The sequence below is a fragment of the Mycobacterium sp. 050134 genome, from assembly GCF_036409085.1.
Lineage (GTDB): Bacteria > Actinomycetota > Actinomycetes > Mycobacteriales > Mycobacteriaceae > Mycobacterium.
Genome location: NZ_JAZGLV010000012.1, coordinates 130,390 through 154,960 on the forward strand (window position 1 = coordinate 130,390; position 24,571 = coordinate 154,960).

The following is a 24,571-nucleotide window of genomic DNA, read 5'->3' on the forward strand; positions in this document are numbered from 1 at the left end:
CGCCGATCAGAGGTCGGCGGCCAGCCGCCGCAGGATGTCGGCCGCCGGCTCGGCCGTCGCCTGCCGGTAACCGGTGCCCGCCCACAGATGCACGTACTCGGGCCTGCCGGCCGCCGCGGCCGCCTTGCGCAGGGGGCTGGTCAGGTGGTGGATCGCCGGGTACCCCAGCGGCGCCTGCGACTCGTGCGCGACGATGAACGCGTTCCGCAGCCCGCGGGCCGGACGGCCGGTGAACGAGTGGGTGATCACCGTTTCGGTAAACGCGGGATCGGCGAGCGCCGACCGGTGGGTGGCCGACGCGCCGCTCTCGTCAGCGCGCAACAGGACCGTCCCCACGACCGCGGCCGCGGCCCCGGCCCCGATCACGTCGGCCACCGCGCGGGGAGTGGCGAGTCCGCCGGCGGCCAGGATGGGCAGCGGAACCGCGGCGGCGACCCGCCTGACGAGGTCGACGACGGGCACCGGCGCCGGAAACTCCCACGACGTGCGCGGAGCCAGCGTTCCCGAATGCCCGCCGGCGGCGGCTGCCTGCACGGCCAGCATGTCGACACCGGCGGCGTGGGCCAGCGCCGCCTCGTCGGCGTTCGTCACCGTCTGCACGACGACGCTGTCGGCCCGCTGCAGCGCTGCGATGACATCGCGCGGAGGTATGCCGAACGTGAACGACACCATCGGCACCGGGTCATCGAGCAGCAGCGCGATCTTCTCGTCGAACTTGTCGGTGTCCTCGACCGGCTCGGCCGGCAGCGCCAGGCCGAACTGGTCGGCTTCCTTCTGGATGGTGGCAGCGTACACGCGGTAGGCGTCCCGGTCCACGGGAAGGGGATTGGGCGCGAACAGGTTGATGCCGAACGGGTTACCTTGCGCGCGAACGGTTTTGATCTCCGCCTCGACGGCCTCCACGGTCTTGTAACCCGCGGCGAGCATGCCGAGGGCGCCCGCTTGTGTCGCGGCCGAGACCATGGCCGGGGTGGTGGGTCCGCCCGACATCGGGGCGGCGATCAACGGAACGGACATCCCGAACTGTGCCAGCATTCGTGGTCCCCTTCGGCGTCGCGAGCCGCAATGGCGCTCGATGGGCGGATGCCTCGACACTATCGGTGCCGGCTCCCGCCGGGCGGCCGCCCCCGCCGACCTGACAGGATGCATCAGCGTGAAGCGGCCTAACTTCTTGGTGATAGTGGCGGACGATCTCGGGTTCTCCGATCTCGGCGCCTTCGGCGGCGAAATCCACACGCCCAATCTCGACCGGCTGGCGTACGCGGGGATCCGGCTGACCGACTTCCATTCCGCGCCCGCCTGCTCACCCACCCGGGCGATGCTGCTGACCGGCACGGATCACCACGTGGCCGGCATCGGCACCATGCTCGAGGTCGCTGTCCCCGGGTTCCGGGGAGCGCCCGGGTACGAGGGGTACCTCAACGACCGGGTGGTGGCGCTACCCGAGCTGCTGCGCGACGCCGGCTACCTGACGCTGATGTCGGGCAAGTGGCACCTGGGCGCCACGATCGAAACATCGCCGTGGGCAAGGGGATTCGAGCGTTCGTTCGCCCTGCTGCCGGCCGGCGCCAGCCACTATGGCACCGAAGAGGGTGGCGGATTTTCGCCCGTTCCGACGCTGTACACCGAGGACGACCGGTTCGTCACGGTCGGCGCCGACTTCTACTCGTCGGACTCCTACACCGACACGCTGCTGCGCTACTTCCGCGAGCGGGCCGACGGCGACGACCGGCCGTTCTTCGCGTATCTGCCCTTCCAGGCCCCGCACTGGCCGCTGCAGGCGCCGGCGGAGACCATCGCCACCTACCGGGGCCGCTACGACGCCGGACCGGACGCCCTGCGCGAGGAGCGGTTGGCGGCGCTCGCGAGGATGGGCCTGTGCCCGCCCGGCGTCACCGCGCATCCCGTGGTCGCCGACGGCGCGCCGGAGTGGGCCGACATGAGCGCCGACGAACGGGCGTGGTCCGCCCGCACCATGGAGGTCTACGCCGCGATGGTGGACAGGATGGACCACAACGTCGGGCGGGTGCTCGACTACCTCACCGAGACGGGGGAACTCGACGACACGGTGGTGATCTTCCTTTCCGACAACGGTGCGGAGGGCGCGATCGTCGAGGCGATGCCGTTGCGCGGCCCCGAGATCGCCAAGCGGATCGAAGAGAACTGCGACAACAGCCTCGACAACCTCGGTGGGCCCACGTCGTTCTGCTGGTACGGGCCGCGCTGGGCGCAGGCCGCCACCGCGCCGTCACGCTTGCACAAGGCATTCACCACCGAGGGCGGCATCCGGGTGACCGGATTCATCACGTGGCCGGGATTCGCCCGGCAGGGCGCTATCGGCACGGCCTTCACCACCGTCATGGACGTCGCCCCAACGCTCCTCGAGCTCGCCGGGGTCGCGCACCCCGGCACGTCCTACCGGGACCGCGAGATTGAGCCCATGCGTGGCCGTTCGCTGGTGCCCTATCTGTCCGGGGACCGCGCGGCCGTGCACGACGCCGAAACCGGCACCGGCTGGGAGTTGTTCGGCCGTCGCGCGATTCGCCAGGGCGATTGGAAGGCGCTGCACCTGCCCGCGCCCTACGGGGCGGGCACGTGGCAGCTCTACGACCTGTCCCGCGACCCCGGCGAGATCGAGGACCAAGCCGCCAGGAACCCGGAGAAGCTCGCCGAGTTGCTCGCGTTGTGGGACCGCTACGTCGAGGAGAACGGCGTGCTCACCCAGCCCGTGTCAGTCTTCGACGCCGACCTGGAGGCGTTCGCCCGCGACCCGCGGCGGCCCTAGCTTATCAATCCGATCGCGCCCGTCTCGGGAATCGTGTGCGATCTCGGCGGCGAACCGGCGTCGGGACGCCGCCGCAAGCCGTCCGAAACCCGGCGTCACCGGCCCGCAACCCCGATCGGCTATCTTCGGCTGGTGCCGCCAGGGGGAGTTCCCTGGATTTCGCCGCAGGGGGTTGATGTGACGCCGGAAACCGAGACGGGTAATCAGGATTCGGCTCAGGGTTCGCCTCGGGCTTCGGCGGCCTCCTCGATAGGAGAAGCCGATCTCGACACGATGACTGCCACCAGGGAGACGCTCGAGGACTACACGCTGCGCTTCGCGCCCCGCAGCTACCGGCGATGGTCCACGGCAGTGGTGGGCATCTCCGCCCTCGGCGGCATCGCCTACCTTGCCGACTTCGCGATCGGCGCGAACGTCGGCATCTCCTACGGTACGGGGAATGCCTTGTGCGGCATCGGGATCTTCGCCGCCGTCATCTTTCTGACCGGGTTGCCGCTGGCGTACTACGCGGCGCGCTACAACGTCGACCTGGACCTGATCACCCGCGGCAGCGGGTTCGGTTACTACGGCTCGGTGGTCACCAACGTCATCTTCGCGACGTTCACGTTCATCTTCTTCGCGCTCGAGGGCTCGATCATGGCGCAGGGCCTCAAACTGGGGCTGCACGTCCCGCTCTGGCTGGGCTACGCCGCATCCACGCTGCTCATCTTCCCGCTAGTGATCTACGGCATGAAAGTGCTTTCCCAGCTGCAACTTTGGACCACACCGCTATGGCTGGTGCTGATGGTGTTGCCCTTCGCCTACCTCCTCGTGAGCCACCCACACTCGATCGGGCGGTTCTTCGCCTATGGCGGCCAGGCGGGTAACAGCGAAATGAACATCGGGCCAACACTATTGGCGGCCGGAGTTTGCCTGTCCCTCATCGCCCAAATCGCCGAGCAGATCGATTACCTGCGCTTCATGCCGCCGCGGACTCCCGCCAACTCCCGGAGCTGGTGGACCTGGATGTTGCTGGCCGGCCCCGGCTGGGTGGTGTTCGGGGCCGCCAAACAGATCATCGGGCTGTTTCTGGCCGTGTACCTCATCTCGGAGGTCGCAGGCTCCACGGCGATCGCCAACCAGCCCGTGCACCAGTTCCTCCTGGTGTACCGCAACTTCATGCCCGGGTGGCTCGCGCTGACGCTGGCGGTCATCCTCGTGGTGCTGAGCCAGCTAAAGATCAACGTCACCAACGCCTATTCCGGTTCGCTGGCGTGGACGAACTCGTTCACCCGCGTCACTAAGCGTTACCCCGGCCGCGTCGTGTTCCTCGGCGTCAACCTGGCGATCGCGCTGATCATGATGGAGGCCGACATGTTCGACGTCCTCAACACGATCCTGGGTTTCTACGCGAACTGTGGGATGGCCTGGGTGGTGGCTGTCGCGTCGGACATCGTGATCAACAAGTACCTGCTCAAGCTGTCGCCGAAGCGGCCCGAGTTCCGCCGCGGCATGCTTTATGCCGTCAATCCGGTCGGGTTCGGCTCGCTGATCCTGGCGGCGGGCTTGTCGATCGTCGCGTTCTTCGGCGGCCTGGGCCCCGCGCTGCGTCCCTACTCGCCGTTGGTGGCGATCGTCGTCGCGCTGGTGATGCCGCCGGTGATCGCCGTCGCGACGAAGGGGAAGTACTACCTGCGCCGCACCGACGACGGCATCGACCTGCCGATGTTCGACGAGTACGGCAACCCGTCCGCGAGCCCGTTGAAATGCCATGTCTGCCATCACGACTACGAGCGCCCCGACGTGCTGGCCTGCGAAACCCACGGCGCCCACGTCTGCTCGCTGTGCCTGTCCACCGACCGGCTCGCCGACCATGTCCTCCCGGCGCGCGGCTGACCGACCCGCACGAAGCTGGCCGCCCTATGCTGAGCGCTGATGGGTGAGACGACCACATGCGCGATCGTCGGGGGCGGCCCGGCCGGGATGGTGCTCGGGTTGCTGCTGGCGCGCGCCGGCGTGGAGGTCACGCTGCTGGAGAAGCACGGCGACTTCCTGCGCGACTTTCGCGGGGACACGGTGCATCCCACCACCATGCGGCTGCTCGACGAGCTGGGTCTGTGGGAGCGGTTCGCGGCGCTGCCGCACACCGAGGTGCACACGGCGACGCTCGAGGCCGACGGGCGCTCGGTGACCTACGTCGACTTCGGCCGGCTGCGCCAGCCGCACCCCTTCGTCGCGATGGTCCCGCAGTGGGACCTGTTGAAGCTGCTCGCCGACGCCGCCCAGGCCGAGCCGAACTTCACGCTGCGAATGAACGCCGAGGTGACGGGGTTACTACGCGAGGGCGACCGGGTGACCGGGGTGCGCTATCGCGGACCCGGCGGCCCCGGCGAGTTGCGGGCAGCGCTGACCGTGGCCTGCGACGGGCGCTGGTCGGTGGTTCGGCGCGAGGCCGGCCTGAAGACGCGCGAGTTCCCGGTGAAGTTCGACGTGTGGTGGTTCAGGCTGCCGCACAAGGAGGACACGGAATACTCCTTCCTGCCGCGCGTCGGCCCGGGCAAGGCGCTGGGCGTCATCCCGCGCGAAGGGTATTACCAGATCGCGTATATCGGCCCCAAGGGCACGGACGGGGAACTGCGCGCGCGGGGCATCGAGGCGTTCCGGCGCGATGTCGGGGAACTGCTCCCGGACATGACGGCGTCGGTGGCGGCGCTGGCGTCCATGGACGAGGTCAAACACCTCGACGTCCGGGTGGATCGGCTGCGTCGCTGGCACACCGACGGCCTGCTGTGCATCGGCGACGCGGCCCACGCGATGTCCCCGCTGGGCGGCGTCGGCATCAACCTCGCCGTCCAGGACGCCGTCGCCGCCGCGACCCTGCTGGCCGGCCCGCTGCGCCGGCGCCGTGTCACGGGACGCGACCTGGCGCGGGTGCGTCGCCGCCGTTTGTTCCCCGCCGCCCTGACGCAGGCGGTGCAGCGAGTCCTGCACCGGGGGTTGCTCGGCCCGCTGCTGCGCGGTGAGGACCCCACCCCGCCCGCAGCCCTGCTCGGCGTGGTGCAGCGGTTGCCTTGGCTGTCGGTCGTGCCGGCGTACTTCATCGGGGTTGGTGTCTTGCCGGAGCACGCGCCGCGATTCGCGCGTCGCGACCCCGCCGGGGGCGCCGCCTGAGGTGCTAGCGTCGGCTCCGTGTCTGGGCAACTGCGGATGGGCATCCTGGGCGCGGCCCGCATCGCACCCTTGGCGCTCGTCAATCCGGCAAAGGACAACAACGAGGTGACCGTGGCGGCGGTGGCCGCACGCGACGCGTCGCGCGCCCGGGCGTTCGCCGGCAAGCACGGCATCGACCGGGTGCACGACAGCTACGAGGCGCTGATCGCCGATCCCGGCATCGACGCGATCTACAACCCGTTGCCCAACGGCTTGCACGGCCGGTGGACCCGCGCCGCGATCGCCGCCGGCAAGCACGTGCTGTGCGAAAAGCCCTTCACCGCGAACGCAGCCGAGGCCCGCGAAATCGCCGGCCTAGCCGAGGATTCCGATCGGGTCGTGATGGAGGCCTTCCACTATCGCTACCACCCGCTGACTCTGCGCGCCGAGGAGATCATCGCCTCCGGTGAGCTGGGCAGGCTCCTGCGCGTGGAGGCCGCCATGTGCTTCCCGCTGCCAAAGTTCTCCGACATCCGGTATAACTACTCGCTCGCCGGTGGTGCCACGATGGACGCGGGCTGTTACGCGGTCCACATGGTTCGCACGTTCGGCGGTTCGACGCCGGAGGTGATCTGGGCGCGGGCGAAGACGCGGAACCCCCGGGTCGACCGCGCGATGACGGCTGAGGTCGTGTTCGACGGGGGGCACACCGGCCGCATCCGCTGCTCGATGTGGTCGTCGCGGCTGCTGCAGATCAGCGCCCGCGTGGTGGGCGAACACGGGGAGCTCCGGGTCCTCAACCCCGTGTTGCCGTCCCTGATCAACCGGCTGTCGGTCCATTCCCCGGACGGCCGGCGCGTGGAGCACTTCGCCCGCCGCGCGTCCTACGCCTATCAGCTCGACGCCTTCGCCGCGGCGGTGCTCCGGGGCGGGCCGGTGAAGACGACCCCCACGGACGCGATCGAGAACATGACCGTCATCGACGCGATCTATCGCGCCGCCGGCCTACCGCGGCGCTACCCCAGCTGAGCCTCCGACAGCAGCCGGCGCGCGATAGGGCTCACCCCGGCCAGCGCGAGCGATCGCCTGGGTACTTCGATCTCGATGACGACGTCGCGGGGGACCATCCGCTCAGGTCGATGGCCGAAAGCTCCGCGGCGCCGGAACCGGAGCGCGCGAGGTGCATGGTGTCGATCAGCGATCGGAAGTCCGGCGCGCTACATGCTCGCGGGCCGCCAGTGCGGTGGGCAGGTCACCGACGGTGAGCCCGGGCACGGGCTCCACGAACGTCTCGATGCCCAGGTGACCGGCCAGTTCGGCCAGGGCCGCGAACTCGTCGAAGGTGCGCCCAGGATCCGGGTCCGGGCTCACGACAATTCGTCGACGTATCGGCTCGCACACCGCCTGCGGGAGGCCGGCGTGTCGGCGGCCAAAAGCGCCACGGCGATCGGCGTGGTCGGCGACCAGCCACTCTGGGACCGCGGGGTGTACCGCTTCGTCACCGATCACCGCGAAGGCCAGCGCTCGGTGTTGGGGCCCTCGTGGCGGGAGGACCGCAAACCGGCGGTGTTCGAGCGTGGCGCACCAGACCTGAGCGAGGACACCGGGTACGCGATGCGCGAGATACTGGGCCCAAGAGGGGGGACGCTCGAACACACCGTAGCTATGATCACCGGCGCCAGCAGCGGCATCGGGGGCGCGACGGCCAAAGCGCTTGCCGCGCACGGCGCAGCCGTGGCCCTGCTTGCCCGACGGGCCGACCGGCTCGCCGGCCTCAAGGCGGACGTCGAATCCGCCGGGGGCGCCGCGCTCGTCGTCGCGGCAGACGTCACCGATGCCGAACAGGTCGCCGCCTCGGTGGAGCGCACGGTTGCCGAACTCGGGCGCCTCGACACGGTGGTCAACAACGCCGGACTGATGCAATCCGGGCCGGCGGCCGAGGCACGCCTGCAGGACTGAGACGACATGGTGTCCGTCAACGTGTGGCGCGTTCTCTACGTCACGCCGTCTACTCGCTGACGAAATTCGGGATCAACGCGTTCAGCGAGGGTGTTCGCCAGGAGGTGCTGGGCAAACGCGTCCGCGTCCGCGTGGTCGGACCCGGGACCGTGGACACCGAGATCTTCTCCCATCTCTCGGCGCCGTCGCGCGAGGCCGTCGAACGGCAATCCGCGGGCGTGACGATGTTGCGCCCCGAGGACATCGCCGACGCGGTGCCGTACATGGTGACGCGCGACCGGAGGGTGGCGGTCAACCAGATGCTGGTGCGCGCCGCCGAACAAACCTGGTGAGGGAGCGTGGGCTAGCTGGCTTCACCTAGGGCTCATCGTCATCGCCATCGTCGGTGTGCAGCAACTTTTCGGGATGGTGAAAAGTGTTGGTGCGTGGCTGCCCGCGATCTAGGTGCGGTGGAGGAATCCACTCGGTATCGTCCTTGGCGTTCTTGCGGGTGCACCAGCCGCCGGGTCGCAGCAGCCGGTGGTGTGGGCCGCAGGCGAAGGTGAGGTTATCGACGTCTGTGGTGCGGCATTTCGCGTAGTCGGTGATGTGGTGCACTTCGCTGTAGTAGCCGGGCACGGTGCAGCCGGGCGCCGAGCATCCACGATCCCTGCCGTACAACACGATTCGCTGACCTGGAGATGCCAGCCGTTTCGTGTGGTATAGCGCGAGGGCTTTGCCGTTGTCGAAGATGGCGAGGTAGTGATGGGCATGGCGGGCCAGGCGGATCACGTCGCTCATCGGCAGAAGCGTGCCGCCGCCGGTCAGGCCGCGCCCGGCCGCCGCTTCGAGTTCGGCCAGGGTGGTGGTGACGATGATCGAGGCCGGCAGCCCGTTGTGCTGTCCCAGCTCGCCGGAAGCCAACACGCCGCGCAGCGCGGCGTTGAGCGCATCGTGATGGCGCTGTGCAGCCGACCGCGCGTCCGCATCGATCGCTTACTGGGCGGGTGTGCCGTCGAGGCAAGGCGTCTCATCGAGGGGATTGCACATACCCGGCGCGGCCAGTCTGGCCCACACGGCCTCGATGGTGGCGCGCAGTTCGGGGCTGATCAGTCCCCGCAATTCGCTCATGCCGTCGGCCTGCTGATGGCCGAGAGTCAAACCCCGCCGCCGTGCACGGTCGTTGTCGGTGTAATTGCCGTCGGGGTTGAGGCAATCGGCCAGGGTTTCGGCAAGCCCGGCAAGTTGCTCGGGGCGATATTGCGTGCCGTTCGTGGCCAAGTCGACCTCGGCCCGTTCACGAGTGGCTTGGTCAACCCAACCGGGGAGTCGGTGGTAGAACTTGCGGATCACGGCGATCTGCCCGGCGCCCAGCGTGCCCGCGCGTTGCGCGGCGGCGGCCGCGGCCAGGATCGGCGGTAACGGTTCGCCGGTGAGCCCGCGGCGGGGTCCCAGATCGCCGGCCTCTTTGATCCGCCGGGCCGCCTCGCTGCGGCTGATCAGCGTCCTCTCCGCGATGGCATGAGATAGCCTGCCGCCCAACTCTTCGGCGGTGGCCTGGCGGCTCAGATTGTTGATCAGCTGGTGCTCCGGCACCGGCAGCCGACGGCGAACCCCCTCGCAACGCTCCAAGAACGCCAGCCATTCCGGCGTGGTCAAGGTGTCGAAGTCGAGTTCCACCACACGGTCCATCGCGGCGTCCAGCGCGTCGAACGCCGCCGTGATCACCTTACGGTCGGCGGCGCCATCGGAACTCATACCGCGAAGCTATCGGAGGGTACCGACAGAAACCGGTACGGTGAGACCACTGAAGCCACAGTGACACAAGTGGTTTCAGGTCGGCCAACGGGCGGTGTCAGTCAACACATCCGCGCCGCCGTCGGTGACATGCACGGTGTTACGGTGCATCACCGCGCCGACTCCGTCTTCCCACACGTATGCGGTGACCGCCAAAACCATTCCGGCTTCGAGCATGTCGTCTTCGCCGGCGGCGCGAAGAGACGCCGATACGACGGGCGGGTCGAATCCGAGTCCGAGCCCGTACGCCACCGGCATCGGCGGCAACGGTTCTCCGGCCGCCCGGTAGGGGTTCCGCGCCAGCCCGTACAGGTGGTCGCGGTCGATCTCCTCCGGCACCCCCTCGTCGTCGGTGCTGTTGAGGTAGATGTCCCGGGTGGCGCGCACGACGACGCAGGCCGGCCCGAACGGGCGCGTCCCGGCGATCCAGAGTTGCGGGGCGCCGGTCACCTATCGGACGTTGGCCTGCCGGCCGAGCACCAGGACCACACCGGCGCGAGGACGACGTTGTCGTCGAACTCCTCGCCGAGGTCGGTGCCGATCATCGGCGCCTCGGCCGGGTAGGTGCCGATCCCGTGCCCGAGGTAGAAGTGCGGCAGCCAGGGCTCGCGGCCGCCGTTCGCGGCGATCGCGGCGCGCGCCAGGTCACCGCACGTCGCGCCGGCCTTGGTCACCGCGAGCACCGCATCCAGGATCGTCCGCCACCGATGGAACTGGTCCTGCTGGCAGGGCGACGGACGATCACCGACCAGTCACGGCGGCCCGAAGTCCGAGCAGTAGCCCGCGTAGGTGATGCTGATGTCGGTCCACAGCACGTCACCGGCCGCCAGTTCCAGCCCGGAGGTGAGCAGCGGCAGGCGCCAGATCGCCCCCAGCGGTGATACGGCAGGCGCGGCGCAGACAGGAGAGCTCGTCGCGCGTCTTGACCAGCTGCGCGGCGCCGACCACGGTCGTCGCATCCAAGGGCGGCCCACCGGGAAAGAGGGAGGCCGCGGACCGCCCCATCGCACCGGTCAGGTCGTCCACCGCGATGGCCGCGCCGGCCGGGATCAGGCCGGACAGGGTGCTGGCGAAGTGTGCTACGCCCGAACCGAATTCGAGGTATACCGGCCCATGCAGGTGGCCTTCGGGAACCGGCGGATCCCCGGCGGCAGCGCCGCGGAAGGGCATGAACAGGTGTGGGTGTGGTCGTCGGCCAGCACGACGGTCACCGGGCGCTCGACGTGCGAGAGGCCCGCATCCAGCAGCGGCCAGGTGACACCGGTCGCGTACCCGACGTGGCCGTTCATCAGCAGGATCAGCGCGCCGTCGCCGTGCTCGCCCATCGCGGGGCGCAACCGGGCGCCGGTCTCGGCGCGCATGCGAGGCCAATCCGGCTCATCCGGAATCTCGACGGGCGAGCCGCACGCGATCAAGGTGGTGCCGGACTTCATCGTCACCTCACCATGCCACGGGAAGCCCCCGAAACACACCGGGTCCGGGTGAATCGACCGATTCATTTCAAGTCCGACTCGTCACGGTGATTTCATCGACCGGACGCCCGCGGACCATAGGGTCGGACCATGAATCCGCTGCAGCGGGTCGCCCGGAATCCGACGGCCTATCGCTTGTTGGTCCTGAACGGGCACCGGGTCGCCGAGCGCCTCGAGGCGATGCTCCGGTTTGTCAGCAACGGGCGACTCGGTGTCTTGGACCTGTTTGGCCTCCCGAACGTCCAGATCACGACGTCGGGCCGCAAGACGGGCCTGGCCCGCACGGCGACCGTGCAATACGTGCCCACCGTGGACGGCCTTCTGGTGGTCGGGGCGAACTGGGGGCTGGAAAGGCACCCGTCCTGGTCGGCGAACCTCATGGCCTGCGAACGTGTGGTCATTCGCCGGCGGGGTCAACGCATCGTCGCCAAAGTCCGGTCGCTCACCGGTGAGGAGCGCGACGAGGCCTGGGCCACCGCCCTGGCGCATTGGCCGAACTTCCGGCTCGCCCAGGCCCGGGCCGGCGGTCGCCGATTCCGGCTGTTCCTTCTCGTGCCGATCGATCCCGGCGACACGGGCCAGCCGGCGTACGAGTGGGCTAGCTCGGCTTCCTGAGGTGCGGGCCCAGCAATTGCTGCCAGCCTCGGGACATTTTGTCAAACTCTTCTTCGCAGTCACCGGCGCGGCCCTCGGGTAGGTCGCCGGATGTGACGATGCTGGCGTTGGCGGACGGGTCCGAGCCGTAGATCCAGCACTCCCAGTTGTACATCCGGGTGATGTCCATCGAGTGCCCGTCCCAGAACGGCAGGTCGTTGGCGTCGCCGGATTCTTTCGAACTCAGCTTCCACTCCTGGGCGGTGTTGGTCGCGATGCGGACCCCGTTCGGGTATGGCTTTCCGTCGGCGCCGGGCGCTAGCAGCATGAATGCGGAGAGCTGGTCGGCAACGTCCTCTTCGCGCCCGGTGAAGGCGAGGTCGTAGATCGCGAGCGTGGCGTGACCCAGCTCGTGGTAGGCCGCGGAGACCGCTTCGTCGACCGCGGGGGTAACCGGGTCCGGCACGCCGTTCGCCATGGCGAGTTGTTCGGCGTGCTCCCGGGCCTCGTAGCAGAGCTCTATCTCGTTGCTCGGCGGATCGTAGAAGTCGTTGTCGGTGTTGCACTGCTTGCCGACGACGCCCATGTCCAACGGCAGCACCAGGGTGTCCTCGATGTGCTGGGCGAGTCCCTCCAAAACCTTTGCGTCCTCTAGGATTTGGCGGCCGCGCTGCGCTTCCGGCGTCTGGGCGTCCTCGTAGCGGATCTTGACGGTGCCCGCGGTCGGCGGTGGCGCTTCCGGGACTTCCTGCGTCGAGGCGTGCGATGACTGCGCCACCTGCGGTGACGTTCGAGACCCAGGCGCGGCCTGGCGGCCGCCCGGCCCCCCGCAGCCGGCAGTCATGAGGAGCCCGGCACACAGCGCGGCTACCATGCCGGCTCTCCCCATCGCGCTGCCTCTCGTCGCCGTCCCTCGCCGCCAAACCTGCCAGAACGGTACGACATCTCGATCGATCGCAGGACGAAGTGCGAGGTGTTCGAAGGGGCCCGAGGCGCCCCGCCGGGATCGCGGGCCGGCGTCAGGCGGCGCGGTGCAGGTGCCGGGTGGCCCTGGGCGCCCGGGATTTCGCGCCGGCCGGGGCGGGGACCCAGCCCACGCAGGTGAGATAAACGCCCAGCGCCCCGACCGCGACCATGCCCCCTTGCCACCAGCCGCCGGCGCCGATCCCGGAGTTGGCGACCGAGACGTAGGTCTGCGGGATGGCCATCAGCAACAGCCCTTTCAGGGCGGTCAGCCAGCCGAGCACCGAGACCACGATCGCCGCGGCGCCCCGCCAATGTCGATGCAACACGACGACCATCAGCCCCATCGGCAGGACAAAGGCGCCAGTCAGCCAGGGCCACACGGGGTTCGCCGCGAACTCGGACAGCAGCGATCGCATTTGCGCCGCGTGCGCGAGAGCCGTTGCGGTGACGATGATCAGGTACGGTCCGATGACGCGGGCGAACACGCGTGTCCGGTCCGCGGGTTGTGGTGCGGCAGTCATGGCTGGGCCTCCGTCTCGCCCGATCTCTTGGCAGGCATCGCGAAGATGCCCCTCGGGCCCATCCGACACCCGTTCACCATGCGGCACTAGGGACCGAAGTCCTGCCGGCTCGGGGCTTTCGTCGGCTTGTGGGCAGCTAGCCGCCGTTGGCCTTTTTCAACCGGGCTATCTCGCCGCCCCAGACGGATTGCGCGCCGGCATCACCGATCCGGTAGATCTGGATCATCGATGCGACCCCGACGAGCAGGGCCACCACGCCAACGACGACATTGACTGCGACGCGGCGCTTTTCGAATCGATGTTCGGTCAGGCGCAGGACCACCAGGCCGATGGCAACCACCAGCAGCGCGGCGGAGAAATAGACCATCGCGGCGCCACGGTCGGCGTGTTCATTGAGGATCGGGCTGGGCTTGGCCCGTAGGTCGTACAGCCATTGCCCGGCGTCGATCGTGATCGGCGTCAAAACCATGGTGATGACCGCCAATATCAGTGTCAGCCACAGCAGCTGGCCGCGGCGTGCCGGCGTCCAGAATGCGCACACAATCTCGAGGGCGGCGGTCAGCGGCGCGAGAACCACCACGAAGTGCAATAACAGGGCGTGGGCCGGCAGGCCGCTGATGACATCCATGGAACTCCTGGGCTGATGGTCAGGGGGCTGTGTGCGGCTGGGCGCTTCGGTCCGTCGCGGCTAACTCTCCCGGCTAACGGCTCAACCGCCGAGGCCCTTCTTGATGGCCGCGTCCTGCTTCTGCCCGACATCGGTCACGAAGTCCGGCGGCGCCAGCATGTCCCGCGGACCATCGAACTCCAGCGAGACCAAGGCCCTGCCCTCGGTGAACAGCAACAACGTCACCCCCTTGGAGTTGTCCGGGGAATTGCCCAGCAGTGTCGTTCCGCCGGTGCCGACGCTCGAAGGCTGGGTGGTCGGGTCCTTGATGACGTTGCCTTGCCCGCCCTTGGCGGCGTTCAGCGCGTTCGTGGCCGCCGCCGGGTCCGCGAGCACCTGGATCGTGTCCTTGATGACGCGACTGTTGTCATCGGTGCTGAATGTGGTGGCAACACCGGGCTGGCCGTTCGGGTTGGACGTCGGAGGGCTGCCGGTGAACGGAATCGGAGCGTCGATATCGGACGCCTGAATCAACAGCTTGCTGTAGTCGGCCGTCGGCTGCGCCGACGCCGACGATGACGGGGCCGCCGAGCTGGGGCTGCTGCTGGTCGGGGTGCCCGACCCGGTGGTGGACCCCGGCGCCGACGACTTGCTGCTACAACCCGCGACCGACACCGTCAACGCCGTCGCCGCCACGATGGCCGTGACCACCGTCCGAGAAAATTCTGCCGTCTGAAACCCCATCGCACCGTGCTCCCGTCCAGTCAGCGACACTGTGAAGTCCGTCCGAATCGAAGTCCGTCCGAATCGCACAGTACATCGCTCTGCGACCGACGCGGGTCACGGTCCGATGCGAGGCGCGGGCTACTCGAGCTGGTCCCGTAGTGAGCGCAGGGTGCTGGCCAGGATCCTTGAGACCTGCATCTGCGACACGCCGATCCGCTCGGCAATCTGACTCTGCGTCATCGATTCGAAAAATCGCATCCGCAGCACGTCGCGCTCACGTTGGGGGAGTCCGTCCACCAGGAGACGCACGGCCTCCCGGTTAGTGATGTGTTCGATCTGAGGATCGATGCCACCGACCGAATCGGCGACCAGCCGGGGAGTGCCCGAGCTGTCGGCGCCGACGGGCGCGTCAAGCGAATCCAGTCGATAGGCGTCACCGGCAACCAGGCATTCGACGATCTCCTCGCGGGGGACCTCCAAGACCTGGGACAGCTCGCCGGCGGTCGGCGCGCGGCCCAGCTTTTGCGACAAATCGGCTGTCGTGCGGCTGATTTGAACGTGCAGCTCACGCAGCCGGCGTGGCACGCGCATACCCCAGCTGTAATCCCGGAAATAGCGCCGGACCTCGCCCATCATCGTGGGAACAGCGAACCCGATGAAGCTGGGCCCCTTATCGGGGTCGAAGCGGTTCACCGCATTCATCAAGCCCAGGCGTGCCACCTGGATCAGGTCGTCGAGGCCTTCCCCGCGGCGGGCGAAATGGCTGGCCACATGGTCGGCCAGCGGCAGGCAGCGGGTAACGATGCGTTCACGCTGCCGGCTGTACTCGTGCGATTCGGCAGGCATTTGACGGAGCGCCAGGAACATCTCGACGACGTCGTCGTAGGAATCGTCGGAATGGTTGCTGGCGGGCCGGGGGGAAACCGGCCGGGTTATCAAGTCAGTCATCGGGCGAAGCGCCTCCTAGGGGCCCGACGGCAACGCGGGAGCGGGGGCGCGCATGAACAGAAATACATTGCTGGCACACATCCTTCGATTCGTGTGCAGCGGAACGGCGCAACTGTGCGCAGTCGCCTCTCTGCACCCGTGTCAGAGCCGGGACGGGTGTTGCAGCGCACGCGTCAGCCAGGGAGGTGACTTCGGATTCGTATCGCCGGAGCCATTCCAAGCCCAGCAGCCGTGCGGCTGGCTGGCCGCTTTGAGCTAAACGGCGACAAGTCCTCAACGGACTTCAGATTTGACTATACGCCTCCGCACCTGACATCGCGATTGGTCACCGCAAGATCGGCCGGCGGCGGCCACACCGGCCCGCGAGGGCGCACGGTAGCTGCCAGAACGCGGCTATAGACCGGTCCGGCCTATGAAAGCCACATCGAGGATCTCCACCGCCGCGGACTCCTCGACGAGCTGACGATGCGCGCGTCCCTCGACACCGCCCCGGACCCGTTTGTCGCACCGCTCTACGCCTATCTTGGGAGTGACTTGGCGTGCGACGTGACGCGCCGGATGTTCGTCGCCGCAGGCGGATTCGTCGGCAGTTTCGACCGGCCGGCACCGCGGATGCTGGCCTACCGCGATCACCGTCACGCTGCTCCGTGCTCGATCCGCGAGCTGCACGAGAAGATCGGCGGCGCCCCGCCGGGGCCGTGAACGGCGGAAAGGGTGTGAGCGGCGGTCCCACGGCCTACGCTGACCCGAGAACCGCAGGAAGGTGACCATGCAGCCGAACCCGCTCGACCCCGTTGCCAGCGAACGCCTATCCCACGCCGGCAAGGTGTTCACGTCCGACCTGTCGATCAACGAATTCGCCCTGCTGCATGGTGCCGGGTTCGAACCCATCGAGCTGGTGATGGGCGTTTCCGTCTACCACGTGGGGTACCAATTTACCGGGATCCGGCAGCAATCCGAGCTGCCGGTGCTCACGGAGGCTACCTACCGTGCCCGCTGGAACGCGATGTCGCGGATGCAGGCCGAGGCCGACTCGCTCGGTGCGGACGGCGTCGTGGGCGTCCGCCTCGAGTGGCGCCATCAGGGCGAGGGCGAACACCTCGAGTTCATCGCCGTCGGCACCGCGGTGCGGTTCGCCCAGAAGCCGGGGGCTTACCGCCGGACCAACGGCCAAGCCTTCACCAGCCACCTGTCCGGACAGGACATGACGACGCTGTTGCGGTCCGGTTTCGCCCCGGTCGCGTTCGTGATGGGCAACTGCGTGTTTCACGTTGCGGTGCAAGGGTTCCTGCGCACACTCAGCCAGGTTGGGCGCAACGCCGAGATGCCGCAGTGGACGCAGGGCAACTACCAAGCCCGGGAGCTGGCGATGTCGCGCATGCAGAGCGAAGCCGAGCGGGACGGCGGAAACGGCGTCGTGGGTGTCCATTTCGCGATCTCGAACTACGCGTGGGGGCACCACACCGTCGAGTTCTACGTCGCGGGGACGGCCGTGCGCCGCGCCGGCGAGGGCCAGACGCTGACGCCGTCGTTCGTCCTGCCGATGAGCGATTGATGACGAGCTTCGACCACGACCGGGTCAGCGGTGTTATCGGCGCCGCGCTGGGCGGTGCCGGCGGGATCGGCATGGTGGTCAGGGTGTTCTGCGGCGTCCCGGGCGTCCTGCTGACGCCGGCGCGGCGAGGCTTCCTCCGATCGCAACCGGAGCAGATCCAGATCGGCGACTGGCGGTACGAGGTCACGCCGGACGGCCGCCTGCGCGCGGCCCACGTGGTGGGCGGCGTCGTGCTCGCCGAGGAGGTGCTCGCCGCCGGCGCGGTCGGTCCGCACATTGCGCGTGCACTCGGTCAGCTGTTGAGCAGTTACGGTCCGCCGATCATCCCCAACATCGATGCGGCCCTCGAGGTGCTGGAAGCCGCCCCGCGCTTCTAGAGCGGGGCTTCTGGAGCGGGTTAGAGGCGGCTGGCGGCGAAATCGGCGGCCTGGTCGACCATGCCCGCCTCCACGTACCGGCGGTGCGCCGTCACGTCGCCGCCGCCGGTGCAGATCGGGTCACCGGGCACGCACAACTCGATGGTCTTGGGCGCGTAAAGCGGTCCGACCGTCACGGGCGGCTCATTGATGATGCTCATGAACTGGCTGGACGGCTTGCCGAAGAGCGTGACGGCGGCGACGTGGTTGGCGACGTCGGCCGGCATGGGCTGCAGCGCCGCCACCAGGTGTGCCCCTTCCGGCACCGCGCTGGAGGTGACGAAGCCCATCACGGCAGCGCCCTGGGAGTAGCCCCCGAGGACCAACTTGGTGCGGGGGCACATCGCCGCCATCTGTTCGACATGAGTCCCGGCGTCGCTGATGCCGTCGACGGCCGTCGGGAAGTCGGTCGTTGCCGGATAGTTCACCGGGTAGACGCTGACGGACCTGGCACCGACGTGCGAGCGCAACGTGTCGACGAAACTTTGTCCCACGCGGCCAACACCCGGGGGCTCGGTGGTGCCGCGGGCGAACACCACCTCGACGTCGGGGCACGGGTCGGCGGAAGCGGACGGGACGGGACTGGTCGGCAGCACCGCGAGAGACGCCACCGCGGCACCCAACAGACCGGCGAGGGGACGTGGGATCACGCCCGAAATTTTGTCACAGGAGGGTTACGGTCGCTCGCCGAGAGATTCGGCCCGGAGGCCCCGGCTTTGCCGGCGCACGAGCGAACTAGCGGAGCGCAGGACACCGCGGAACGCGTACGCGGCGGCCACGATCGAAAGCAGAATCAGCACGACGAACATCGGCAGCCAGTTGCTGCGGCTGTGATTGACGTCCCACCAGATGATGGTGAACAACAGCACACAGAGGAACAGGACCGCGTCGCGCCAGTTCCCCCGGTAGGACAGTGCGGCCTTCCGGAGCGCACGGCTCCGGTCGGCGGCGTCGACCAGGTCGTCGATGCGCTCGTCGATCGTGCGTTGCAGGTCGGCGCGTCGTTGGGTGGCCTCGGGGGGCAGCCGGTCGAGCAGGTCCATGTCCTGTTTGATCACGCCACGGTAGTCGGGCCCCTTGAATTGACCGGCCGCGATGGCCAGCATCGCGCCACCGAAGACGGGGGCGCTGTTCAGCGCGAGTTGTCCCAGACCCACCACGTTCGCTCCTACGGTCGTCGTCAACGCCGGCCCGTTGAGGATCGCCCAACAGCCCGACGTGATCAACCATCTAGGACAGGGACTGCGATCCGTGTGGTCAGGACGCTTTCGACGGGCGGCGGCACGCCGGTGTGGGCCCCGGGGCCCGGAGCGGGTCGATCGCGCGCTCGATCTCCGGGTGGACGATCGCTGGGCCGATCCAGCGCAACAGGTAACGCCGTAGGTCGGCACCGACACCCGTTGCGAGCCCGGCCTTTCCGAATCGTTACGGCACGGCGTGACCACGGTGCCGCTGACATCACGTTCGCTTACCGCGGTCCATCGGTTGGTCGAGACCGACTGCGGCGTGGCGCGATTCACATCGCCGATTCGAGCCCGGATGCCCGCAGAATCAGGCTGACAGCCTCGTCGAGCTGTCCGGCGATCTCGGGAAACGTGACGAACCGTGCCGTCATCAGCGCGCCCGCGAACGTCATCCGCAGGGTCGATCTCACCGCGCGGGGCCAGCCGGGGCCGAGCGCGGCGGCGATCCGCCTGGCCACCTCCTCGGCAATCTCTTCCCGGATCGGTTTGACCGCCGGGTCGTCCGCCATCATCGCGGCCCCGCAGGCGGCCGTCAGTTCCGGCTCGTCGGCGACCATGACCGCCATGTCGTGCAGCGTCGCGCTGACGCGCGCCTCGGTGGTCTCGTTGACATCGGTGCGCAGCGGCAGGTCACGCAGGAAGCGCAGGTAGACCGCCGCCACCAGCGCGCTCTTCGATGGGAAGTAGGTGTATGCGCTGGCCGGTGACACCCCGGCGCGCGTGGCGACCGCGCGCATCGTCAGCTTCGCGTACGACGATTCGCGCAGCTCGTCTAGGCCGGCGTCGAGGACCTTCCGGATGGTCTGCCCCGGCCGCCGATCCGCCCGGCGGCCCCCAAGCGCGGGACTTGCGGCGGCACTGGCCACGGACACTTCGGATACTTCGGACACCGACCCAGTGTAAAGAGGCGCCACGGGCGCGCCGCGGGGTTCGGCCATAGGGTGGCGCCCATGGCGGAGGACGACCGGCGGCGCTGGGACCAGCGGTACACCGCGCAGGGGCCGCCGGCGCTCGGCGCGGTTGGCCCACCCCGGGCACTCGCACGGCATGCGGACGTCTTTCCGACCGTGGGAAGCGCCCTGGACGTGGCGTGCGGACAGGGACTGGCCGCGGTGTGGCTCGCCCGGCGGGGGCTCCAGGTACGGGGGCTCGACATCTCCCCGGTCGCCGTGCGCCAGGCGCGCGAACTGGCCCGCCGCGCCGGCGTCGACGAACGGTGCCGGTTCGACGTCGTCGATCTCGACGACGGGTTGCCGGCTGGGCCACGCGCCGACGTCATCGTGTGCCACCGGTTCCGGGACCATCGCCTCGACCGGGCGGTCCGCGAGCGGCTGGCGCCCGGCGGCCTGCTCGCGATCGCCGCGCTCAGCGAAGTGGGCGCGGACCCGGGGCCGTTTCGCGCCGCGCCGGGCGAGCTGGCCGCCGCGTTCGCCGATCTCGAGGCGATCGACTCCGGCGAGGGACAGGGGCAGGCGTGGCTGCTGGCCCGCGCGTCAAGGTGAAATCCGAACTCCAAGGATTCCGCTCTTGGCGCGCCCAGATCACCGGCGGTGCAATGGAAGTCAGCGAGTCTGTCGCCCGTTGCGGCAAATACCCACCCGGGAACCCCATCCGGGTACTGCCCGGAACATGGAGCGTCGCATGCTGGAAGCGATCATCTACGAACGCGAACCGCCGATCGCGCGGATCATCCTGAATCGGGTTGATAAAGCCAACACCAAGGATGCCGTGTTGGTTACGGAGGTCGACGGCTGCCCGCGCGAGGCCGACAGGGACAACGAGATCAAGGTCGTCATTAAGGCTAACGGCAAGGTTTTCTGCGGCGGCCACCTCGCGCGCTGAGGACCAGACTAAAACCCCCACCCGGACTTCGGAAACACATTCGAGGACTTGTACAAAGGCACCGCGGACCTCTTGCTGTGGCCCACGCTGTACCTCTGGGAGTTTCCGAAGCCCACGATCTCGCAGATTCACGGCTATTGCATGGGCGGCGGCATCTACCTCGGGCTGCTGACCGACTTCTGCGTGGCGTCCGGCGACGCGTATTTCCAGATGCCGCTTGCCCAGAGCCTCGGCGAGCCGGGCGGGCACACCATGATCGAGCCGTGGTTGATGATGAACTGGCACCGCACCATGGACTGGCTACTGCTCGCGCCCACGCTGTCCGCGCAGCAGGCGCTCGACTGGGGCCTGCTCAACAGGGTGGTGCCGCGCGAGGACCTCGAGGACACCGTCGAGGACATGGCCCGCTGGATCGCGCAGATCCCGCTCACCACGCTGATGGCGGTGAAGAACAATGTGACGCGGGCCTGGGAGTTGATGGGCATGCGGGTCCACCTACAGGTCAGCCACATCCTGACCAACATGGTCGGCGCCGCCTCCGACGTCCAGGCGCGGCGGGTCGAGCTCAAGCAGTCCGGCATGAAACCGCGCGACTTCGTCGAGCGCGACGAGACCTCCTAGCGCGAGCAGACGCAAAAGCGTGCGCCGCACGGCGTGTCGGCATGCTTTTGTGTCTGCTCGCGGAGCTATCGGCCGCGCTTGCCGGCGATGCTCGCTCCGGCGCCCGGGTGCGTGCGGCCCATCACCGTCGCGGTGGCGTAAAGACCCTCGATCACTAAGGTCCTGCTCATCGGGCACCTCGCGCGCTGGGGGGTGACGACGCCTTGGCGGCGAATCGGTTCAACCGCGCGATGGTTCGCACCAGCTCGTCGGCCGGCAGCTCGATGCGGTCGGCGAGCTCGGCGATGGTGCGGCCGGTATCTTGACCGCCCCGGTCTCGATCAGGCCGGGTGGTAGCCCCTGATTGCGTTTCAGCGGGGTAGCTGGACCCGGACTTCGGGCGTGGCCATGCAGCGGGGCTATCAATATCCCTTTCGCGCGAGACCCTCAACGATCCGCAGGTCGGACCCAACGGGTATGTGGTGACCAACGTCGACGACTATGGCAAGAAATACCGAATCTTCGCCGCGCCGGTGCGGTTCAACGAGACCCCGCCGGGGCCGGCACGGGCCCCGGAGCACGGTCAGCACACCGAGAAAATCCCGCTCGAGGTCGACGTCGACTGGGACGACATCGCCCGGGCGAAGGACGCCGGCGCGGTCCGGTAGCGCCCCCGCCGCCGGCGGGAGTGACAAACGATACCCGCAGGGGTATATTCGCGACTGCGGCCCGGATACCCCCCTGGGTACTATGGGGGTAACTCGACACGGATGGAGGACGCAGTGATTGGTGATCAGGACAGCATCGACGCGGTGCTGAACCGGTTGCGCCGGGCGCAGGGACAGCTTGCCGGCGTGATCTCGATGATTGAACAGGGCCGCAACTGCAAGGAGGTCGTGACGCAACTCGCCGCGGTCTCGCGCGCGCTGGACCGGGCCGGCTTCAAGATCGTCGCCACCGGCCTCAAGGAATGCGTCACGGGCAGCACGGCCGACGGCGGGGCCCCGCTGAGCGAAGCAGAACTGGAGAAATTGTTCCTGGCGCTCGCCTGAGGCGGCCGCCGGAGAACCGGACGGAAAGAGGAGTGTCATGGACCTGGGAATCTCGACGTCGCTGACCACCACGTTCGACGACGCCGTCGCGCGGACGCGGGCAGCCCTCGCCGAGCAGGGTTTCGGCGTGCTGACCGAGATCGACGTCAAGGCCACGCTGAAGGCCAAACTCGGCCGCGATATGGAGGATTACCTGATCCTCGGGGCCTGCAACCCGCCGCTGGCGCACCGCGCGATCGAGGCGAACCGCCAGATCGGGCTGCTACTGCCGTGCAACGTCGTTGTGCGCACGGACCCCGACCACGCGGGCACCGTGCTCGTCGAAGCGATGAATCCGGCCATGTTGGTGGAGGTCACCGGCGAGCCGGGCCTGCGGCCGGTCTCCGAGGAGGTCACGGCCAAGCTGCAGGCGGCCATCGACTCGCTGCGCCGCGACGCCCCCGTCGCGGCCGGCGAATAAGCGGGGGAGGCTCCCGACGTGTCGGACCACCAACACCACCATGAGGTCCTCGACGACCTGTTGCCCCAGCATCGCGCGCTGCGCAAGCAGATACCCGAGGTCTACAAAGGATTCGCCGCCCTGAGTGGCGCGGCCCTCGCCGACGGTGCGCTCAGCCGCAAGATGAAAGAGCTCATCGCCATGGCGATCGGGGTCGTCGAGGGATGCGACGGGTGCATCGCATCGCACGCCCAGGCCGCGGCGCGGGCCGGGGCCACCCCCGCGGAGGCCGCCGAGGCCATCGGCGTCACGTTCCTCATGCACGGCGGCCCCGCCACCATCTACGGCGCCCGGGCGTACACGGCCTTCTGCGAATTCGCCGAGACGGCCACACCGCAGCCCTAGCCGCCGCCCCGGAGGCCTCCGCGCAGTCGACGAACGTCATGACTTGCCGGGACCAAAGTCATTGCGTGCCAAGAATCTGCTGACCTCCGCCGCCGCGAGCCGTAGGTTGCTGTGCGAGGAGCACACCATGACTGCATTCATGCGCGCGAGCGACGCCTTCACCTGGGCCATGGAAAGCGACCCGCGGCTGCGGTCCACGGTGGTCAGCGTGGTGCTGCTCGAACGGTCCCCGGACTGGGACGAGGTCCGCGAGCGGTTCGACCTGATCAGCCGCAAGTTGCCGATGTTCCGGCAGCGGGTGGTGGGTTCACCCGCCCCGGCCCCGCCGCGATGGGAGTATTACCGCGACTTCGACCTCGACTACCACCTGCGGCGAGCCGCCGCGCCCGCGCCCGGGACGCTCGACGGCGTGCTCGAAGTGGCCCGCGTGGCCGAGATGCAGTCGTTCGACCGGGCCCGGGCGCTCTGGGAGATCACGCTGATCGACGGCGTGCAGGACGGCGGTGCCGCCATGATCTGCAAGTTCCACCACGCCCTCACCGACGGAATCGGCGGCGTTCAGATCGCGATGAACCTGTTCAACCTGTCCGAAGACACCTACGAGCACGAGGCCCTGCCGCCGGAACCGACGGTGCACGACCCGTCGCCGCTGAGCGGCTACCGCGACTCGTGGCGCTATGACGCCGGCATGCTGGGCGGTGCCGTCGTGGGGGCGGTCAGGGCGACGCCGCGCATGGTGTACGCCAGCGTGCGGCGACCCGTCGCCAGCCTCCGCTCGGCGGCGGCCACCGCGGCGTCCGTGTACAGAACCGTCCGGCCGATCAGCCGGCCCGGCTCGCCGATGGTGACCGAGCGGGGCCTGATCCGGCGGCTGGGCGTGCACCAGGTGCCGATGCCGCTCCTGCGGGAGGCGGCGCACCGGTGCGGCGGGGCGCTGAACGACGCTTTCGTCGCCGGCGTGGCGGGCGGGCTGCGCCGATACCACGAAAAGCACGGCATCACGGTGGGCGACCTGCACCTCACGATGCCGGTCAGCCTGCGGACCAAGGCCGACGACATCGGCGGCAACCGGATCACCCTCATGCGGTTCGACGTGCCCGTGGGCGAACCGGACCCGGCCGCCCGGATCAGGGCCGTCAACCAGCGGACCGGCGCGGTGCGCGGGGAGGAATCGCTGCCCTACACCCAGCTGATCGCCGGCGCGCTCAACCTGATGCCGCGCTGGTACATCGGGTCGATCCTGCGCCACGTCGATTTCCTGGCCAGCGACGTGCCCGGCGTGCCGGTGCCCGTCTTCCTGGGCGGCGCACCCGTCCGCGCGCAATACGCCTTCGGCCCCACCATCGGCGCGTCGGTCAACGTCACGCTGCTCACCTATGTCGACACCTGCTCCCTGGGCATCAACGTGGACTCCGCCGCCATTCCCGACTTCGACGTCTTCCACGACGCGCTGGTCGCGGGCTTCGACGAAATACTCTCGCTGGCAACCTGATTGGCTCCGTCGCCGCGGGCGCGGCCTGGCCCCGCGACACGGA

The 24,571-nt window shown here is 68.7% G+C and carries 23 protein-coding genes and 6 pseudogenes; 16 read left to right on the forward strand and 13 right to left on the reverse strand.

Annotation, left to right across the window (positions count from 1 at the left end):
• Positions 1 to 6: 6 nt before the first annotated feature.
• On the reverse strand, positions 7 to 1,035 hold the full coding sequence (locus SKC42_RS16115) for a nitronate monooxygenase (protein WP_330965287.1): 1,029 nt from the start codon (positions 1,033 to 1,035) through the stop codon (positions 7 to 9).
• 118 nt (positions 1,036 to 1,153) lie between these two features.
• Here SKC42_RS16115 and SKC42_RS16120 point away from each other — a divergent pair, with 118 nt between their 5' ends.
• The 4 genes from SKC42_RS16120 to SKC42_RS16135 all read left to right on the forward strand — a co-directional run bounded on the left by SKC42_RS16120 (position 1,154) and on the right by SKC42_RS16135 (position 6,943).
• A complete protein-coding gene (locus tag SKC42_RS16120; protein ID WP_330965288.1) occupies positions 1,154 to 2,785 on the forward strand; it encodes an arylsulfatase in 1,632 nt (543 codons plus the stop codon).
• A gap of 273 nt (positions 2,786 to 3,058) precedes the next feature.
• Positions 3,059 to 4,660, forward strand: coding sequence for a purine-cytosine permease family protein (locus SKC42_RS16125; protein ID WP_330965289.1), 1,602 nt, complete (start codon positions 3,059 to 3,061; stop codon positions 4,658 to 4,660).
• Between the two features lie 39 nt (positions 4,661 to 4,699).
• On the forward strand, positions 4,700 to 5,935 hold the full coding sequence (locus SKC42_RS16130) for an FAD-dependent oxidoreductase (RefSeq protein ID WP_330965290.1): 1,236 nt from the start codon (positions 4,700 to 4,702) through the stop codon (positions 5,933 to 5,935).
• A 36-nt stretch (positions 5,936 to 5,971) separates the two neighbouring features.
• Positions 5,972 to 6,943: a Gfo/Idh/MocA family protein gene (locus SKC42_RS16135; RefSeq protein WP_330965360.1), complete on the forward strand. Its 972-nt coding sequence runs from the start codon at positions 5,972 to 5,974 to the stop codon at positions 6,941 to 6,943.
• Between the two features lie 165 nt (positions 6,944 to 7,108).
• On the opposite strand, the gene SKC42_RS16140 is transcribed toward SKC42_RS16135, so the two are convergent.
• Complete coding sequence (locus tag SKC42_RS16140; RefSeq protein ID WP_330965366.1) at positions 7,109 to 7,285, reverse strand: hypothetical protein; 177 nt, start codon at positions 7,283 to 7,285, stop codon at positions 7,109 to 7,111.
• 243 nt (positions 7,286 to 7,528) lie between these two features.
• Here SKC42_RS16140 and SKC42_RS16150 point away from each other — a divergent pair.
• Positions 7,529 to 8,205: pseudogene (locus SKC42_RS16150) on the forward strand (SDR family NAD(P)-dependent oxidoreductase).
• 25 nt (positions 8,206 to 8,230) lie between these two features.
• Here the strand turns inward: SKC42_RS16150 and SKC42_RS16155 are convergent.
• The 3 genes and pseudogenes from SKC42_RS16155 to SKC42_RS16165 form a co-directional block, all read right to left on the reverse strand.
• A pseudogene (locus SKC42_RS16155) lies at positions 8,231 to 9,610 on the reverse strand (HNH endonuclease signature motif containing protein).
• A 75-nt stretch (positions 9,611 to 9,685) separates the two neighbouring features.
• Positions 9,686 to 10,099, reverse strand: a complete 414-nt coding sequence (locus SKC42_RS16160) for a M24 family metallopeptidase (RefSeq protein WP_330965291.1) — start codon at positions 10,097 to 10,099, stop codon at positions 9,686 to 9,688.
• 41 nt (positions 10,100 to 10,140) lie between these two features.
• Positions 10,141 to 11,082 (reverse strand): annotated as a pseudogene (locus SKC42_RS16165) (M24 family metallopeptidase); the annotation flags it as partial.
• Positions 11,083 to 11,211: 129 nt separating this feature from the next.
• Between SKC42_RS16165 and SKC42_RS16170 the strand changes: the two are divergent.
• Positions 11,212 to 11,736, forward strand: a complete 525-nt coding sequence (locus tag SKC42_RS16170; protein ID WP_330965292.1) for a nitroreductase family deazaflavin-dependent oxidoreductase — start codon at positions 11,212 to 11,214, stop codon at positions 11,734 to 11,736.
• Here the strand turns inward: SKC42_RS16170 and SKC42_RS16175 are convergent.
• The 5 genes from SKC42_RS16175 to SKC42_RS16195 all read right to left on the reverse strand — a co-directional run bounded on the left by SKC42_RS16175 (position 11,720) and on the right by SKC42_RS16195 (position 15,483).
• A complete protein-coding gene (locus SKC42_RS16175) occupies positions 11,720 to 12,493 on the reverse strand; it encodes a DUF4344 domain-containing metallopeptidase (protein WP_442932167.1) in 774 nt (257 codons plus the stop codon). The genes SKC42_RS16170 and SKC42_RS16175 overlap by 17 nt on opposite strands.
• Positions 12,494 to 12,734: 241 nt before the next feature.
• Entirely contained in the window at positions 12,735 to 13,202 is a 468-nt protein-coding gene (locus SKC42_RS16180) for a hypothetical protein (RefSeq protein ID WP_330965293.1), read from the reverse strand.
• A 136-nt stretch (positions 13,203 to 13,338) separates the two neighbouring features.
• Positions 13,339 to 13,830 (reverse strand): DUF2231 domain-containing protein, encoded by a 492-nt coding sequence (locus SKC42_RS16185; protein WP_330965294.1) that lies wholly within the window; start codon positions 13,828 to 13,830, stop codon positions 13,339 to 13,341.
• A gap of 81 nt (positions 13,831 to 13,911) precedes the next feature.
• Entirely contained in the window at positions 13,912 to 14,520 is a 609-nt protein-coding gene (locus tag SKC42_RS16190; protein WP_330965295.1) for a hypothetical protein, read from the reverse strand.
• A 153-nt stretch (positions 14,521 to 14,673) separates the two neighbouring features.
• Positions 14,674 to 15,483: a SigB/SigF/SigG family RNA polymerase sigma factor gene (locus tag SKC42_RS16195; protein ID WP_330965296.1), complete on the reverse strand. Its 810-nt coding sequence runs from the start codon at positions 15,481 to 15,483 to the stop codon at positions 14,674 to 14,676.
• A gap of 399 nt (positions 15,484 to 15,882) precedes the next feature.
• Here SKC42_RS16195 and SKC42_RS16200 point away from each other — a divergent pair.
• The 3 genes and pseudogenes from SKC42_RS16200 to SKC42_RS16210 form a co-directional block, all read left to right on the forward strand.
• Positions 15,883 to 16,185: pseudogene (locus SKC42_RS16200) on the forward strand (short-chain dehydrogenase); the annotation flags it as partial.
• Between the two features lie 67 nt (positions 16,186 to 16,252).
• The gene (locus SKC42_RS16205) at positions 16,253 to 17,038 is read left to right on the forward strand and encodes a heavy metal-binding domain-containing protein (RefSeq protein ID WP_330965297.1); all 786 of its coding nucleotides are present in this window, start codon (positions 16,253 to 16,255) and stop codon (positions 17,036 to 17,038) included.
• Positions 17,038 to 17,415 (forward strand): DUF5073 family protein, encoded by a 378-nt coding sequence (locus SKC42_RS16210; protein ID WP_330965298.1) that lies wholly within the window; start codon positions 17,038 to 17,040, stop codon positions 17,413 to 17,415. Before SKC42_RS16205 ends, SKC42_RS16210 begins: the two co-directional genes overlap by 1 nt.
• A gap of 20 nt (positions 17,416 to 17,435) precedes the next feature.
• Here the strand turns inward: SKC42_RS16210 and SKC42_RS16215 are convergent, their stop codons facing one another.
• The 3 genes from SKC42_RS16215 to SKC42_RS16230 form a co-directional block, all read right to left on the reverse strand.
• Positions 17,436 to 18,080 carry a cutinase family protein gene (locus SKC42_RS16215; RefSeq protein WP_330965361.1) on the reverse strand — a complete coding sequence of 215 codons (645 nt, stop codon included), beginning with the start codon at positions 18,078 to 18,080 and terminating at the stop codon, positions 17,436 to 17,438.
• Positions 18,081 to 18,128: 48 nt separating this feature from the next.
• Positions 18,129 to 18,560 carry a hypothetical protein gene (locus tag SKC42_RS16220; protein ID WP_330965362.1) on the reverse strand — a complete coding sequence of 144 codons (432 nt, stop codon included), beginning with the start codon at positions 18,558 to 18,560 and terminating at the stop codon, positions 18,129 to 18,131.
• Between the two features lie 410 nt (positions 18,561 to 18,970).
• Positions 18,971 to 19,588, reverse strand: coding sequence for a TetR/AcrR family transcriptional regulator (locus tag SKC42_RS16230; RefSeq protein ID WP_330965299.1), 618 nt, complete (start codon positions 19,586 to 19,588; stop codon positions 18,971 to 18,973).
• Between the two features lie 60 nt (positions 19,589 to 19,648).
• Between SKC42_RS16230 and SKC42_RS16235 the strand changes: the two genes are divergently transcribed.
• The 7 genes and pseudogenes from SKC42_RS16235 to SKC42_RS16270 all read left to right on the forward strand — a co-directional run bounded on the left by SKC42_RS16235 (position 19,649) and on the right by SKC42_RS16270 (position 24,528).
• A complete protein-coding gene (locus SKC42_RS16235) occupies positions 19,649 to 20,200 on the forward strand; it encodes an SAM-dependent methyltransferase (RefSeq protein ID WP_330965300.1) in 552 nt (183 codons plus the stop codon).
• 127 nt (positions 20,201 to 20,327) lie between these two features.
• A pseudogene (locus SKC42_RS16240) lies at positions 20,328 to 21,161 on the forward strand (enoyl-CoA hydratase-related protein).
• Positions 21,162 to 21,574: 413 nt separating this feature from the next.
• Positions 21,575 to 21,808 (forward strand): annotated as a pseudogene (locus tag SKC42_RS16250) (CoA transferase); the annotation flags it as partial.
• Positions 21,809 to 21,922: 114 nt separating this feature from the next.
• Positions 21,923 to 22,192 carry a metal-sensitive transcriptional regulator gene (locus tag SKC42_RS16255; protein WP_330965363.1) on the forward strand — a complete coding sequence of 90 codons (270 nt, stop codon included), beginning with the start codon at positions 21,923 to 21,925 and terminating at the stop codon, positions 22,190 to 22,192.
• A 37-nt stretch (positions 22,193 to 22,229) separates the two neighbouring features.
• Positions 22,230 to 22,652: a DUF302 domain-containing protein gene (locus SKC42_RS16260; protein WP_330965301.1), complete on the forward strand. Its 423-nt coding sequence runs from the start codon at positions 22,230 to 22,232 to the stop codon at positions 22,650 to 22,652.
• Positions 22,653 to 22,670: 18 nt separating this feature from the next.
• Positions 22,671 to 23,036, forward strand: coding sequence for a carboxymuconolactone decarboxylase family protein (locus SKC42_RS16265; RefSeq protein WP_330965302.1), 366 nt, complete (start codon positions 22,671 to 22,673; stop codon positions 23,034 to 23,036).
• Positions 23,037 to 23,163: 127 nt separating this feature from the next.
• The gene (locus tag SKC42_RS16270; protein ID WP_330965303.1) at positions 23,164 to 24,528 is read left to right on the forward strand and encodes a wax ester/triacylglycerol synthase domain-containing protein; all 1,365 of its coding nucleotides are present in this window, start codon (positions 23,164 to 23,166) and stop codon (positions 24,526 to 24,528) included.
• The last annotated feature ends 43 nt before the right edge of the window (positions 24,529 to 24,571 follow it).